A 14,315-nucleotide genomic window follows, 5' to 3' on the forward strand; every position below is an offset into this window, starting at 1 on the left:
TGTGGGACACTCACGATCGTGAGCTATGCCGGAGACATCACGCCTGAGGAGGCATGGAAGCTGCTGACCGATGACCCCCGGGCTGTGCTGGTCGACTGTCGTACCGAGGCCGAGTGGCGGTTCGTCGGGGTGGCTGATCTGTCGAGCCTCGATCGCGAGGTCGTCTACGTTGAATGGAACAGTTCGGATGGCAAGCACAACGACAATTTCGTCGACGATCTGAAGGACGCCGGAGTCACTGTGGGTGACCGGCCGGTGGTGTTTCTGTGCCGCTCCGGGAACCGCTCAATCGGAGCCGCAGAGACCGCGACCGAGGCAGGCATCGCTCCGTCGTACAACGTGCTGGACGGGTTCGAAGGCAACCTCGACGAGAATCGGCACCGTGGCGGGACCGGCTGGAAGGCCGTCGGCCTGCCGTGGAGGCAGTCGTGAGCTCTGAGGTTCCCTCCGTCCGTCAGCCGGCCGAACTGCCCGACGGCGTGAGCCAAGCGACCATCGGTGTGCGTGGCGGTCTGCTTCGGTCGGGTTTCGAGGAGACCGCGGAGGCGATGTACCTGACGTCGGGGTATGTCTACTCCTCGGCATCGGAGGCGGAGAAGGCGTTCACCGGCGACATCGACCGCTACGTCTACTCGCGCTACGGAAACCCGACGATCCAGATGTTCGAGGAGCGGCTGCGTCTGATCGAGGGTGCGCCAGCGTGTTTCGCGACGGCGACGGGCATGGCGGCGGTTTTCACGTCACTGGGCGCGCTGTTGGCCGCGGGCGACCGATTGGTTGCGGCTCGCAGCTTGTTCGGGTCGTGCTTCGTGGTGTGCAACGAGATCCTGCCGCGCTGGGGTGTGGAGACGGTGTTCGTCGACGGCGACGACCTCTCGCAGTGGGAGGAGGCACTTTCGGTGCCCACCCAGGCGGTGTTCTTCGAGACACCGTCCAACCCGATGCAGCAGCTGGTGGACATCGAAGCGGTCTGCGATCTGGCCCATGCCGCAGGGGCGAAAGTGGTGCTGGACAACGTTTTTGCCACACCCATCCTGCAGCAGGGCATGCCCTTGGGTGCCGATGTGGTGGTGTATTCGGGAACCAAGCACATCGACGGACAGGGCCGGGTGCTCGGTGGCGCGATCCTCGGCGACAAGCAGTACATCGACGAGCCCGTGCAGAAGTTGATGCGGCACACCGGTCCCGCGCTGAGCCCGTTCAATGCGTGGACGCTGCTGAAGGGTCTGGAGACGCTGTCGCTCCGCGTGGAGCACCAGAACTCGTCGGCGCACCGCGTCGCAGAGTTCCTCGAGAAGCATCCCGCCGTGAGCTGGGTGCGCTATCCATTCCTGGAATCGCACCCCCAATATGACCTCGCGAAGCGCCAGATGACCGGTGGCGGAACGGTTGTCACGTTCGAACTCGAAGGTGGCAGCAAGGGCCGTGCGTTCGAGGTGCTCGACAAGCTGCGGATCATCGACATCTCGAACAACCTCGGCGATTCCAAGTCGCTGATCACGCATCCTGCCACCACGACTCATCGTGCGATGGGGCCGGAGGGACGCGCTGCGATCGGTCTCGGCGATGGGGTGGTGCGAATCTCGGTGGGGCTGGAGGGAACTGAGGATCTCATCGGCGATCTCGACCAGGCATTGGCTTAGGTGTCTCGCAAGTCGCAGGCGAAACAGGCCCGCCGCAAGAAGCGGCAGGCGGCCCAGAATTCGCGATGGATACCCGACACCGTGCTCGACGAGCTCTCCGACGACATCGAACTGGCCGCGGTGCTGGAGCGGCTCGACGAGCGAATCACCGAGCGCGGCTGGGTCTTTGATGAAGAGCTCTCCGATGAGGAGTCCGCGCTCTGGTACTTCATTCCGTCGACGGCCGAGGTTCCCGAGGACGGGGATGTAGTGCCGGTGACCACGATCGCGATGACGTCTGACGAAGCCGACGTGGTGCACGTCGTGTTCGTCGGCACGGCCGACGATTACCAGTTCGGGCTCGACGAGTTGTTCGAGAACCTGGATGCGATCGAGGGTTTCCGCATCGGGAACCCGATCCCGCAGTTCGACTAGGTCTTTTCGGGACCCTCGACGACACCCTGCGCGGCACGCGCACGGTCCTCGTAGGTCTGCCGCGCGGTGGTGTCGAAGTCCAGGAACACGCGGTCCAGTCCGAGCTTCTTGTTCAGCCATCGACGACCGCGGGGGCCCAGCATCTGTGCGGCCTGCGCGGTGAAGCGCAGCGGCGGCGGTACGGCCACATGGGTTTTCGGCTTGTTCAACGTCTTGATGACGGCCTTGGCGATGTCCTCGGGCTCGACGGGCTTGATGGCTCCGCTGCTCGTGGTGCCCGAGATGAGCTCTGTGTTGGTGAACGGCGGCATGACCACTGAGACTTCGACGCCGTGCGGCGCGACCTCGTCGGCCAGCGCGGCGGACAACCCGACGACGCCGAACTTGGCGCCGACGTAGACGACCTGACCCGGGACGGGGATGAGCCCGGACAGCGAGGCGATGTTGATGATGTGGCCGCTGCGGCGGGCGATCATGTCGGGCAGCACCAACTGACATCCGGCGATCACGCCGTACAGGTTCACCTCGATCGAGGAGCGGATGGCCTGCTCGGTTTGCTCGAGGAACGGTCCGATCGGCATCACGCCGGCGTTGTTGATGAGCACGTCGATGTGGCCGCGGCCTTCGGTGCGGGCCTTGTCGAGGAATGTCGCGAAGGATTCGCGGTCGGTGACGTCGAGCGGATAGCCCGAGACCTGGCCGAGCTTGGTGAGCTGTACGACGGCCGATTCCTGGAGGGCGACGTCGCGGTCACCGATGACCACCCGCGCGCCCCGCTGCAGTAATGCCTTGGCGGTGGCGTACCCGATGCCGCGAGCGGCGCCGGTGATCGCGATGGTTTTGCCCTGGATGTTGTCCATGCGGCCAAACTTTACACGTGTCAAGTTTTGGTGTGAAGACGGCCGGAAAGGGCGGGGCGCCGTGTCGGTGGGTGGCTGTAGGGTCGAACATATGTTCGAGTCTGAGTTCGTCGGCGGTGACGATGCCTCTGTCGTCGCTGCGGTCGCGGAGCTGACCCGGGCTGAAGCCGCCACCGCGGCGCGGCGGTTGGCGGCGATCGCGGAGCTTAGGCGTCGGCGGGTGCTCGGTGAGGATGATGAGCGGGCGCGGTGGGCGTGTGATTGGTGGGATAGCGCGGCGGCGGAGGTGGCCGCGGCGATGAACATCTCTACGCGTAAGGCATCCGGGCAGATGCGGATCGCAGTGGCTTTACGAGATCACCTGCCCGGTGTGGCTGCCCTGTTTTCCGGGGGTGAGCTCAGTGCGCGGGTGGTCGGGGCGATCACGTGGCGTACGCAGTTCATCGACGATGAGGCGGTGTGGGCGCTCATTGATCGTGCGATCGCCGCACGGGCGAGCCGGTGGGGTCCGCTGGGCGAGGACAAGCTGGTCGCGGCGGTGGATGCGTTGGTGTTGGAGTTTGATCCGGCGGCGTTGATGGTCAGTAAGACCATGGCCCGCTCGCGTGATTTCGTGGTCGGTGATCGTGAGGATGAGGACGGGACCACGTCGGTGTGGGGCCGGTTGTCGGCCGCGGATGCGGCGGTGTTGAAGAAGACGATCGCGGCGATGGTGGCCACGGTGTGTGAGAACGATCCGCGATCGGCCCATGAGCGTCGCGCGGATGCGTTGCGGGCGATGGCCGACCGCAACGACCACCTGCCGTGTGGGTGTGACTCCCCGAACTGCCCTGCCCGGCAAGGCAACCCGGTGCCGAAGTCCTCGGTGGTGGTCAACGTTTACACCGATCAAGCCACGCTCGACGCTCTGACCGCAAAGACGGCCCAGAGCCCGGCGCCACAGACTTCCGAACCCCCGATCGAGACTCCTGCGCCCGCGGATCCGATGGAGACTCCAGCACCAGAGACTTCCGCGGCCTACACCCCTGTGTCGGCGGGCACGGCGCTGTTGGGTGGTACAGAGGTGATGCCGACACCCCTGCTGGCCGAGTTGTTGCGTGGCGGCGCGAAGCTACGGCCCCTGTGCACACCCGACAAAGACGCCGAAACCGGGTATCGGCCGTCGGCCAAGCTGGCGCGGTTTGTGCGGGGCCGGGATCTGACGTGCCGGTTTCCCGGCTGCACCGCCCCCGCGGAGGTCTGCGATATCGACCATGTGATCCCTTACCCGCTTGGGGACACGCATGCGTCGAACCTTGCCTGCCTATGCCGAAAACATCACTTGCTCAAGACTTTTTGGGCCGGGGACTGGGCATTGGAGCTACGCCCTGATGGGGCGGCGGTATGGACGTCGCCGACCGGGCGCACGTACACGACGTATCCGGGGTCGCGAGCCTATTTTCCGGACTGGGACACCGACACCGGGGACCTGCCACCGCCACGGCACCCGCAGACATTCAGCACCGACCGCGCCGTGATGATGCCCCAACGCCGGCGCACCCGCGCTCAAGACCACGAAGCACGGATCAAAGCCGAACGTGCACAAAACTCCGACCCGCCACCGTTCTAAGCGGCGGATGTCGCTTCCATTTCACGTTGGCGCTTGAGAACCATCTTCAACAGGCGCAACGACACCGCGGGCGCGAGTCGGTCCAAGTACCACAACGTCTTCCACCAGGTAGGCACGACGATGATCGCGTTATTCCGCAGGACGGCCTTCATGACACGCGCGGCGAACTTGTCGGCGTCCATGGGCCGCAACCGTTCCCACGCTTCGAGGTACTCGTCGGCGGAGACGCCCGGCTGGCCGATCCGTCCGTACTCGCCACCGGTAAGGATCGGGGTACGAATCACGCCGGGACACAACGCGGACACCCGAACCCCATGACGCTCGGCCTCGATCCGCATCGACCTCGAGATCGCCACGACGGCATGTTTGGACGCGCTGTAGCTCGTCTGGCCCACCGTGGCCGTCAGCCCCGCCATGGAGGCCGTGTTCACTATGTGGCCGAAACCCTGCCGGATCATGATCGGGTAGACCGCTTGGATTCCGTGCACCACACCGTGCAGATTTACATCGAAGACATCGTCCCAATCCGCGAGCGTGTACGAATCGACCTCGCCGGAGACCCCGATGCCCGCGTTGTTGAACAGATAGTCGATCCGCCCCGACTCCCGCACCGCGTCAGCCACCGCACGCTCGAACGCGGCGGCGTCGCGCACATCGAGTTCGATCGCGTGCACCTTGGCGCCACCGTTACTCAGACCCTGCGCCAGCTCCTGCGCTCGGCCGATTTGGCGATCGGCGATCCACACCTGCGCACCACCGCGCACCAACTCAGTGGTGAGTGCGGCACCGATCCCCGAAGCGCCGCCGGTGACGAACGCGACCTTTCCTGACACGCTCGATGCCATGGCGAAAGGATAGGCGTTTCGCGCGCTGGCATGCCTTGAGTTCAGATCAGGGTGAGTAAATCCCCAGGTCCGGAATGCAGGCGCAACGCAGACGTTAGACAGTTAAGTGATGGGTATGACGGCAGTCGACGAGCTCCGATTCGTGGCGGTGGGCCAGCACGACCCGCTGGCCGCACCGCTGCTGGCCGAACTCGCCGTCGAGTACTCCGGGCGCTACGGCGGTACCGAAGCGCGGGTCATGAAATGGCTGCTCGAGGAATACCCCGCCGACGATTTCACACCACCGGGCGGCGCGCTGCTCATCGGTCTGCTCGACGGTGTCCCCGTCACCGGTGGAGGCTTCCGGCGATTCGACGACACCAGGGCCGAACTCAAGCGGGTGTGGACCGACAGCGGTCACCGGCAGCGCGGCTACGCGAAGGCCGTGCTCGCCGAACTCGAGCGTGAGATCGCCGCCCGCGGCTACCGCGCTGTCTACCTCACGACCGGAGACCGCCAGCCCGAGGCCGAGGCGTTGTATCTGTCGGCCGGCTACACGCGTCTCCCCGGACCCCTGCCCACCGCAGGCGAGGCCTACCCCGTTGCCTTCGAGAAGACGCTCAGATGACCGGGCACCTGCATCTCGGCGTGGCCCTCGACGGCTACGGCTGGCATCCAGAAGCCTGGCGACACACACCCGACGGCGAATCCGTCACCAGCGGCCGCTACTGGTCTCACCTCGCCACCACCGCCGAACGCGGCGTGCTGGATTTCGTCACCTTCGACGACGCTCTCACCCCGCAGCGGCGCCGCCGTGCCGAGATCGAGCCGCGATGGCTGGCAGGCCGACCCGACGCCGTCCTCATCGCGTCCAGGGTGGCCCCGGCGACCCATCACATCGGACTCATACCTGTCGCCACCGTCACCCACACCGAACCGTTCCACGTCTCGAAAGCCATTGCCACGCTTGACTTCGTCTCGCGCGGACGGGCGGGCTGGCAGGTGAGGGTCAGCGGCACCCAACACGAAGCCGAGCTGTTCGGCCGCCGCGACATCAGCGGTGTCGATCTGTTCGACGAAGCCTCGGACGCCGTCGAGGTAGCCCGTCGACTATGGGACAGCTGGGAGGACGACGCCGTCATCCGCGATGCCACCACCGGACGCTTCATCGACCGGGACAAACTGCACTACATCGACTTCGTCGGCAAGTACTTCTCCGTCAAGGGTCCCTCGATCACCCCACGCTCGCCTCAGGGCCAGCCGGTGGTGGCCGCGCTGGCACACGCGCGACCGGCCTACGAATTCGCCGCGCGCAGTGCAGATCTGGTATTCGTTACCCCCGCCGACGACGGCGGGCTGCGCTCGATCCTCGATGAGCTCACGCAGGCCGGTGGCAAGGTGCTGAAGATCTACGCCGACGTGCTCGTGTCTTTCTCCGGCATCACCGACCCCCGTTCGGATGCGGTGGTCTTCGACGGCACCCCGGCCGATCTAGTGCACCTGATCGTGCAATGGCAGCAGGCCGGCATCGACGGAATCCGGCTGCGACCCTCCGTCAACGCCACGGACCTACCCGTCATCGTCGACGAGGTGGTGCCGATCCTCCAGCGGGCGGGTCTGTTCCGCACCGCGTACGACGACGGCGAGACGCTGCGCGAACGTCTCGGTCTGCCCGTCGCCGAGAACCGCTACGCCAAGGCAGGACAGTCGTGACGATCCCGCTTTCGATACTGGACCTTTCGCCCATAAGCGAAGGCGCCGATGCCGCAACGGCATTGCGCAACACCGTGGACCTCGCCCAGAACGCCGAGCAGTGGGGCTACAAACGCTACTGGGTCGCCGAACACCACTTCGTCGCCGTCGCATCCGCGCAACCCGCGGTCCTCATCGGTCAGATCGCCGCATCTACCAACACAATTCGAGTCGGCGCCGCCGCCGTGCAACTCGGCCAGACGACCGCCATCGCCGTCGTCGAGAGCTTCGGCATACTCGACGCGCTGTACCCAGGCCGCATCGACCTCGGCGTCGGCAGGTCCGGCCAGCGCCGTCGGGAGGCGATCAACGACACAACCTCGAAACCTGGGCCTCCTACGGAATGGCGTGACGTCGGCGGTGTCGTGGTACCACCACCGTTCGACATCAGTGCCCTGATGCGTGATCCGCGGTTACGCGCGAAGATGTCGGTCCTGCAGCAGCCCGAGGCCGTCGCACCGGATTTCGCCGACCAGGTCGGCGACATTCTCGCCATGATCGACGGCAGCTATCTGATCGGCACAGTGGATGCGCATGCTACGCCGGGCGAGGGAACGGCGTTGACGCCGTGGGTCTTCGGCAGCAGCAAGGGTCAGAGCGCGCAGGTCGCGGGTGCCCGGGGGCTGCCGTTCGTAGCGAGCTATCACATCACCCCGGCGACGGCGCTGGAAGCGGTCGACGCATACCGCGCAGCGTTCCGGCCGTCGGCGGCACTGGCCGAACCCTACGTGGTGGTGTCGGCCGACGTTGTGGTGGCCGCCGATGCGGAGACGGCACGACACCTGGCCTCCAGCTACGGACATTGGGTGCACTCGATCCGAGCGGGCGGCGGGGCCGTCCCGTACCCGAACCCTGACACCGTCGAACCGCTGTCGGACGACCAGCTAGAGATCGTGAAGGACCGCACCGCAACACAATTCGTCGGCGATGCCGACGAGGTCGCTGACGGGCTCCAGACCCTGCAGCGAGTCACGGGGGCCGACGAGCTCGTCGTCACCTCCGTCACGCACGACCATGACGACCGGCTGCGCAGCCACGAACTCCTCGCGAAGAGGTGGGGGCTATGAGGAGACGGGAAGGAAAGGACCGCAAGCCCATCCATTTGGCTGCGCACTTTCCGGGCGTCAACAACACCACCGTGTGGTCCACCCCAGAATCGGGCAGCCAAATCGATTTCGACTCGTTCGTCCACCTCGCCCAGACTGCTGAGCGGGGCCTGTTCGACTTCTTCTTTCTCGCTGAAGGACTGCGGCTGCGGGAGCACCGCGGGCGCATCCACGACCTCGATGTGGTCGGCAGGCCGGACACGTTCACCGTACTCGCCGCACTGGCCGCGGTCACTGACCGGCTCGGTCTGACCGGGACGATCAACACCACCTTCAACGAACCTTTCGAAGTGGCAAGGCAATTCGCGACTCTCGACCATCTGTCCGGCGGCAGGGCTGGCTGGAACATGGTCACTTCGTCGGACGCCTTCACGGGCGAGAACTTCCGTCGCGGCGGCTTCCTCGACCATTCCGACCGCTACAAGCGCGCCGAGGAGTTCGTCACCGTGGCGCGCGAGTTCTGGGACAGCTGGGCAGCCGATGCCGTCATCGCCGACCGCGAGAACGGAATCTACGCCGACCCCAGCCGAATTCGTGTCGTCGAGCATCGGGGACCGCAGTTCGACGTGCGCGGAGCCGCGACCCTGCCCAGAGCACCGCAGGGCCATCCCGTCCTGCTGCAGGCGGGCGACTCGGCCGACGGCCGGGCATTCCTGGCCAAATACGCCGATGCCGCATTCACCATGCACTCGTCGCTGGACGCGGGCCAGACCTACTACGCTGACGTCAAGGCCCGCGCTGCCTCGTACGGACGAGACCCCGACCACCTGAAGGTGTTTCCCGCAGCCACGTTCGTTCTCGGCGACACGGCTCAGGACGCAGCGGAGAAAGCCCGCCACATCCGGCATCAACAGGTGACCCCGCAGACAGCGATCGCGATGCTCGAACAGGTGTGGCAGCGCGACCTGTCCGGTTACGACCCCGACGGGCCCCTACCCGACGTCGAACCGGCCGACGATCCCACCGTGACGCAGGGGCGGGTGCGCCACGGCGATCCGAAAGCGGTGGCCGCCGCGTGGCGTGAGCGCGCCGAGGCGGGCAACCTGTCCATCCGCGAACTGGTCATCGCCGTCACCAGTCGCGAGCAGTTCGTCGGGACCGCCGCGGAAGTCGCCGAGCAGATCGACCTGCATGTGCAGTCGGACGCCTGCGACGGATTCATTATGGTTCCCCACCTCACGCCGCGAGGGCTCGACGAGTTCGTCGACCGCGTGGTTCCGCTGCTGCAGGAGCGTGGCACGTTCCGCACCGGATACTGCGGGCTCACGTTGCGGGATCATCTCGGGCTATAGGCTGGCTTTTCAGGTGCCGAAGCGGCACCGGGGGTGGAGATGGCCTTGTCACAGCCTGCGGTGGGGTTTCTGCTTCTCGCCGCCGCCGCGTTGACGGCGATCCTCGGCCTGGCCTCGCGTGTGTACATCGGCCGCAGGCGCCAGACCAAGCCGGTACAGGCGATGGTGCGCACGTTCCGCAAGACCGGCATCGCGCGGGTGTTGTTCGGCCGTTTCGAGAGTGACGTGCTCGACGACGACGAACTCGACGCCATGATCCTGATGCCCACCGTGGTGGTGGCCTGCGGTCTCTGCCTCACCGCGTTGTTCCTGCTGGGCTACAACACTTTGGCCTGATTGCCGGCTCAGCCGGCGGCGGCCTGATTGGCGGCGTCGGCGATCGAACCCCGCCACACGGGGCCGTGACCGGGAAGCAGCACCTCGGTGTCCAGAAGGCCGAGCGCGCTCAGGCTGCGCAGGCAGCCGTCTTCGTCGTGGTTGAACAGCTTCGGTAGCAGCTGCGGGCCGGTCCGCGACGCCAGCGGGTGGCCGGTGACCAGCGCGTCGCCCGAGACCAGCACGCCATCCACCATGTAGGAGCAATGTCCGCTGGTGTGTCCCGGTGTCGGAATAGTCACCGGCGCGCCGGGAAGCCCCGCGGCGACGTCTTCGGTCAGCGCCTGAGCGCTCGGGATGCCGTCGTGCGTCAACGCGCCCTTGCGGGTGATCGCGACGGACCATTTCACGTAGCGGGGCTGCCAGATGTGCTTGGCGATGTCGACCGGCGAGGCCTGTTCCAGATATTCCCGCCTGGAGTGGGCGACCTCCGCGGCGTGGCAATACACCGGGGTGCCATGGGTTTTCGCAAACCAGATAGCGGAACCGAAGTGGTCGACGTGCGCGTGCGTCAACAGGATTGCGCGGAGGTCGTCGACGCCGAAACCGAGCCGGCGCATCGAGTCCAGCACGTCGTCGCGGTTACCCGGGAATCCCGTGTCGATCAGGATCACGCCTGCGTCGTCGGCGACCAGTGTCCAGTTGACAAGGTCGGTGTAGGCGAAGTGGACACGGTCTGTGATGGCGTCCAGGACTGCTGCCATGTCGCGAGTCTAGGCAGGAGGGTAGAAATAAATGGTGCCTGAACTGAAACTCGGATATAAGGCGTCGGCTGAGCAATTCGCCCCGCGAGAACTTGTCGAACTCGGCGTGGCCGCCGAGGCCCACGGGATGGACAGCGCGACCGTCAGCGATCACTTCCAGCCGTGGCGCCACGAGGGTGGTCACGCGCCGTTCTCGCTGGCGTGGATGACCGCGGTGGGCGAGCGTACCGAGCGGCTGTTCCTCGGTACGTCGGTCCTGACACCGACGTTCCGCTACAACCCCGCCGTCATCGCCCAGGCGTTCGCGACCATGGGCTGCCTGTATCCGGACCGGATCTTCCTCGGGGTGGGCACCGGTGAGGCGCTCAATGAAATCGCCACGGGGTATGAGGGCGAGTGGCCCGAGTTCAAGGAGCGATATGCCCGTTTGCGCGAGTCCATCCGGCTGATGCGCGAGCTGTGGCTCGGTGATCGTGTCGACTTCGAGGGCGAGTACTACAACACCAAAGGCGCCTCGATCTACGACGTGCCCGAGGGCGGCATCCCGATCTACATCGCTGCGGGCGGACCTCAGGTCGCCAAGTACGCGGGCCGCGCGGGCGACGGGTTCATCTGCACCTCGGGCAAGGGGGAGGAGCTGTACAAGGACAAGCTGATCCCTGCTGTCTTGGAGGGTGCCGAGGTCGCCGACAAAGACCCCGACAGCGTGGACCGGATGATCGAGATCAAGATCTCCTACGATCCCGATCCGAAGCTGGCGCTGGAGAACACCCGATTCTGGGCGCCGCTGTCGCTGACCGCCGAGCAGAAGCACAGCATCAACGACCCCATCGAGATGGAGAAGGCGGCGGACGCGTTGCCCATCGAGCAGGTGGCCAAGCGGTGGATCGTCGCATCGGACCCTGACGAGGCGGTCGAAATGGTCGGCCAGTACGTCAAATGGGGCCTCAATCACCTTGTGTTCCACGACCCCCGGCACGATCAGCGCCGCTTCCTCGAGCTGTTCCAAAAGGATCTGGAGCCGCGGCTGCGTCGACTGGGCTGACCGGGCGAGTGTTCGCGACCGTCCTCGGCGTGCTCGCGTTCGTGGTCGGTGCCGTCGGGTTGGCGTCGCGCTATCTGCCGATCACCAATGAGGCCGTCCTCGTGGTCGCCGCGGCGTCGCCGTACCTGACGGCTGCGGGCGTCGTCGCTCTGATCCTGTTCGCGCTGGCGCGGCGCTGGGTATTGTCCATCGCCGCGGCCCTGCTGTGTGTGGCGACGATCGGTGTGCAGCTGCCACGGTTCATCGGACCGGAGCGGATGGATGTACCCAGCGTTGCCGTGCGGGTGGTGACCGCCAATCTCGGTATGGGGCAGGCGGATTCGAGTGCCGTTGCCGACTTGGCGCGCTCGTCGGCCGACGTGCTGGTGATCCAGGAGCTGACGCCGGAGGCCGCGACCGGGTTGTCGTCGGTGGGGTTGAACCAGACGTTCCCGCACCAGATGCTCAACCCTGAGGCCAAGGCGTTCGGCATCGGGATCTGGAGCCGGTACCCGATCATCGACCCCGCGCACATCGAGGGCTATCAGATGCCGATGCTGAGGGCCCGGATCCAGGTGCCGGGAGTGCGGTTCGCGCCGACGCTGTTGGCCGTGCATCTGGCCGCTCCGTGGCTGCAGCCGTTACAGATCTTCAATGACGACATGGCCCGGTTTCCGGCGACCCTGCGCGACGTGGCGCGCGACGCGGGATCGGGTGCGGTGATCGTGGCCGGAGATCTCAACTCCACCTTCGATATGCAGCCGTTCCGCAAGTTCCTCGACGAGGGCTACCGCGATGCGGGTGAACAGGTTGGCGCAGGCCTCACCCGCACGTACCCGAGCAAGCCGTGGCGCAAGCCGATGATCGGCATCGACCACGTACTCGTCTACAACTGCGTTGCGTCGTCGGCGTACACCGTTCCGGTGCCAGGCTCCGATCATCGCGGCCTGGCCACCGTCGTCGAGGTTCCGGTCGACCCGACCGCCAGCTATCCGGTTTAGGGTGAGTTCCTGAGGAACTCCTCGTCCACTTCGGGTTTGACGACTCGATACAAGCGCCACTGCTCCTGCCCGAACGCGCCCTGGGCAGAGTGGACCAGAACACCGATTCCCGCGCCGTCGTCCCACATCGTCGGATACCGAGTAAGTACGGTATCCGGCGCAGCGTTGTACTCAGGGTTGGTGACGAGCAGGTATTTGACTCCAAAGTCCCACGGGCGGTTCAAGGCAGCGGTGTAGTCGAAATCGGTGTCTATGATGAACTGCTTGGAATCGTTGGAAGCCAGCCAAACTCCCCAGTTCATGAAGGTGTCCATCAGCACCGACCCATCGGGCAGATTCTGCCGGTCGAGATATGCCGCGAGGATGCGGTCGTCCACGCCGACTCGCCGATACCACTGTTCGTTCGGCGGGTACGTATCGGGATCGAGCAGCGAGTTCAGACCGAACTGCAGGTGATGGTTGCCGATGTCCTTGTTGAGCATCGAAATGGCCGACACGGGGATGCAAACGAGGAGCGAAACGCTGAGAATGGCCGCACCGAATCTGCTCGGGATGGTGTTCATTCGCCAACGGCTCACCGGTTCGTCATTCGGGGTCCGCCAAACTAACGCGAGGACGATCACCATTGGGACCGCTGGCATGTAGTAGCGGAACCATCCGAAGGTCGTATCGGTGTAGGCGCCCCATAGCGAGAAAGCCAATATCGATCCGAGGGTGACGATCGGTACGAGACTGTCGATTCGCCTGGTCGAAACGACGACTACTACAGCGATGGCCACAGCGAAGCCCGTGAAGGGTTGCATGGCCAGCGTTCTGATCGCGAGCAGCATCCACTCGTGCGACGCATCCAGCATGCCGATGTCACGGGCCAGCGACGTCGCAACCTGGCTGGTGTTGCCGTACTGGGAGGTTAGCGTCGCGAACAGCTCGCCCGTCAGAATCCATCCTGTGGCGGCCCACGCGACGAATGCCACACTCAGAGGGAACATTACGATCAGCACGTTGAGAACCGCTGACGACACGGGTGACCGTGACGAGTGGCGAACCAACGTGACGCCGGCAACGAACACGGCTGCACCGACGGCGGCGACGATTACCTCGTAGCGGGCGAGATAGCCCAAACCCAAGGCGATTCCGGCCAGGGCGAGGTCTCCGACAGCCTGCGAATCAATCCACTTGAGTAAGTGACGAATGCACCACAACACGAAGAAGATCTCAGCGGCTTCACTCAAACCGGAGCCACCGTATGTGATGACCATCGGGTGGAGCGCGAACGCGGCCACCGCGATGTAGCGCCATACCTGCCCGACGCCTCGATCTAATGCAATTTGACGGATCAGCAGCGCCGAGGCCGCCATAAACGCCGCGCTTTGGATCGCGCCAGCCAGACCGTAAGTTTTTAGTTCCGGCCACCACTGGTGCAGTGGCAGTAACGGGATTTCAATCAGGCTTGGCAACGGGTTCCACACGAATCCGATCGCGGATAGGTGCGGATCTCTACTCATCAGCGCAAAGCCGGCGTGGGCGACCCGACTTGGACCGTCGCCGTCGAAGAGGTTGTAGCGCGTGATCAATACCGCGTTGACGACGACGTACCCCGCCACCAGAAAGATGAAGAGCAGCACCGGCGGCCAAGATATTCGCCGTTTGGGTGACGACACTTCCTCCGGGGACGCCTCGACATCCTCGGCGACGTAGACAGTCATCGCCG

The 14,315-nt window shown here is 65.2% G+C and carries 15 protein-coding genes; 11 read left to right on the forward strand and 4 right to left on the reverse strand.

Going from position 1 to position 14,315, the window contains the following annotated elements:
• The first annotated feature begins 18 nt into the window (after window positions 1-18).
• The 3 genes from ACIA48_RS04605 to ACIA48_RS04615 are packed head-to-tail and all read left to right on the forward strand — an operon-like array spanning window position 19 to window position 2,057.
• Complete coding sequence (locus ACIA48_RS04605; protein ID WP_396728040.1) at window positions 19-432, forward strand: rhodanese-like domain-containing protein; 414 nt, start codon at window positions 19-21, stop codon at window positions 430-432.
• Window positions 429-1,643: an O-succinylhomoserine sulfhydrylase gene (locus ACIA48_RS04610; RefSeq protein ID WP_396728044.1), complete on the forward strand. Its 1,215-nt coding sequence runs from the start codon at window positions 429-431 to the stop codon at window positions 1,641-1,643. Before ACIA48_RS04605 ends, ACIA48_RS04610 begins: the two co-directional genes overlap by 4 nt.
• The gene (locus ACIA48_RS04615) at window positions 1,644-2,057 is read left to right on the forward strand and encodes a hypothetical protein (protein WP_396728046.1); all 414 of its coding nucleotides are present in this window, start codon (window positions 1,644-1,646) and stop codon (window positions 2,055-2,057) included.
• Here the strand turns inward: ACIA48_RS04615 and ACIA48_RS04620 are convergent.
• The gene (locus ACIA48_RS04620; protein WP_396728048.1) at window positions 2,054-2,917 is read right to left on the reverse strand and encodes an SDR family oxidoreductase; all 864 of its coding nucleotides are present in this window, start codon (window positions 2,915-2,917) and stop codon (window positions 2,054-2,056) included. The two genes, ACIA48_RS04615 and ACIA48_RS04620, sit on opposite strands and share 4 nt — an antisense overlap.
• Window positions 2,918-3,008: 91 nt before the next feature.
• Between ACIA48_RS04620 and ACIA48_RS04625 the strand changes: the two genes are divergently transcribed.
• Window positions 3,009-4,526 carry a DUF222 domain-containing protein gene (locus ACIA48_RS04625; protein ID WP_396728050.1) on the forward strand — a complete coding sequence of 506 codons (1,518 nt, stop codon included), beginning with the start codon at window positions 3,009-3,011 and terminating at the stop codon, window positions 4,524-4,526.
• On the opposite strand, the gene ACIA48_RS04630 is transcribed toward ACIA48_RS04625, so the two are convergent.
• On the reverse strand, window positions 4,523-5,371 hold the full coding sequence (locus ACIA48_RS04630) for an SDR family NAD(P)-dependent oxidoreductase (RefSeq protein ID WP_396728052.1): 849 nt from the start codon (window positions 5,369-5,371) through the stop codon (window positions 4,523-4,525). The genes ACIA48_RS04625 and ACIA48_RS04630 overlap by 4 nt on opposite strands.
• Before the next feature lie 109 nt (window positions 5,372-5,480).
• Between ACIA48_RS04630 and ACIA48_RS04635 the strand changes: the two genes are divergently transcribed.
• The 5 genes from ACIA48_RS04635 to ACIA48_RS04655 are packed head-to-tail and all read left to right on the forward strand — an operon-like array spanning window position 5,481 to window position 9,836.
• Window positions 5,481-5,978: a GNAT family N-acetyltransferase gene (locus ACIA48_RS04635; protein ID WP_396728054.1), complete on the forward strand. Its 498-nt coding sequence runs from the start codon at window positions 5,481-5,483 to the stop codon at window positions 5,976-5,978.
• Window positions 5,975-7,063: an LLM class flavin-dependent oxidoreductase gene (locus ACIA48_RS04640; RefSeq protein WP_396728056.1), complete on the forward strand. Its 1,089-nt coding sequence runs from the start codon at window positions 5,975-5,977 to the stop codon at window positions 7,061-7,063. Before ACIA48_RS04635 ends, ACIA48_RS04640 begins: the two co-directional genes overlap by 4 nt.
• Window positions 7,060-8,169 (forward strand): LLM class flavin-dependent oxidoreductase, encoded by a 1,110-nt coding sequence (locus tag ACIA48_RS04645; RefSeq protein ID WP_396728058.1) that lies wholly within the window; start codon window positions 7,060-7,062, stop codon window positions 8,167-8,169. Before ACIA48_RS04640 ends, ACIA48_RS04645 begins: the two co-directional genes overlap by 4 nt.
• Window positions 8,166-9,500 carry an NtaA/DmoA family FMN-dependent monooxygenase gene (locus ACIA48_RS04650; RefSeq protein WP_396728060.1) on the forward strand — a complete coding sequence of 445 codons (1,335 nt, stop codon included), beginning with the start codon at window positions 8,166-8,168 and terminating at the stop codon, window positions 9,498-9,500. Before ACIA48_RS04645 ends, ACIA48_RS04650 begins: the two co-directional genes overlap by 4 nt.
• A 39-nt stretch (window positions 9,501-9,539) precedes the next feature.
• Window positions 9,540-9,836 carry a hypothetical protein gene (locus tag ACIA48_RS04655; RefSeq protein WP_396728062.1) on the forward strand — a complete coding sequence of 99 codons (297 nt, stop codon included), beginning with the start codon at window positions 9,540-9,542 and terminating at the stop codon, window positions 9,834-9,836.
• Window positions 9,837-9,844: 8 nt separating this feature from the next.
• Here the strand turns inward: ACIA48_RS04655 and ACIA48_RS04660 are convergent, their stop codons facing one another.
• Entirely contained in the window at window positions 9,845-10,579 is a 735-nt protein-coding gene (locus ACIA48_RS04660; RefSeq protein ID WP_396728064.1) for an MBL fold metallo-hydrolase, read from the reverse strand.
• A gap of 34 nt (window positions 10,580-10,613) precedes the next feature.
• On the opposite strand from ACIA48_RS04660, the gene fgd reads away from it, so the two are divergent.
• Together fgd and ACIA48_RS04670 are read left to right on the forward strand one after the other, a co-directional pair.
• The gene (fgd, locus tag ACIA48_RS04665) at window positions 10,614-11,624 is read left to right on the forward strand and encodes a glucose-6-phosphate dehydrogenase (coenzyme-F420) (RefSeq protein WP_396728513.1); all 1,011 of its coding nucleotides are present in this window, start codon (window positions 10,614-10,616) and stop codon (window positions 11,622-11,624) included.
• A gap of 8 nt (window positions 11,625-11,632) precedes the next feature.
• Window positions 11,633-12,604 (forward strand): endonuclease/exonuclease/phosphatase family protein, encoded by a 972-nt coding sequence (locus ACIA48_RS04670; RefSeq protein WP_396728066.1) that lies wholly within the window; start codon window positions 11,633-11,635, stop codon window positions 12,602-12,604.
• On the opposite strand, the gene ACIA48_RS04675 is transcribed toward ACIA48_RS04670, so the two are convergent.
• Entirely contained in the window at window positions 12,601-14,310 is a 1,710-nt protein-coding gene (locus ACIA48_RS04675; RefSeq protein WP_396728068.1) for a hypothetical protein, read from the reverse strand. The genes ACIA48_RS04670 and ACIA48_RS04675 overlap by 4 nt on opposite strands.
• Window positions 14,311-14,315 lie beyond the last annotated feature (5 nt).

The sequence above is a fragment of the Mycobacterium sp. NPDC051804 genome (assembly GCF_044452905.1).
Taxonomy (GTDB): Bacteria; Actinomycetota; Actinomycetes; order Mycobacteriales; family Mycobacteriaceae; genus Mycobacterium.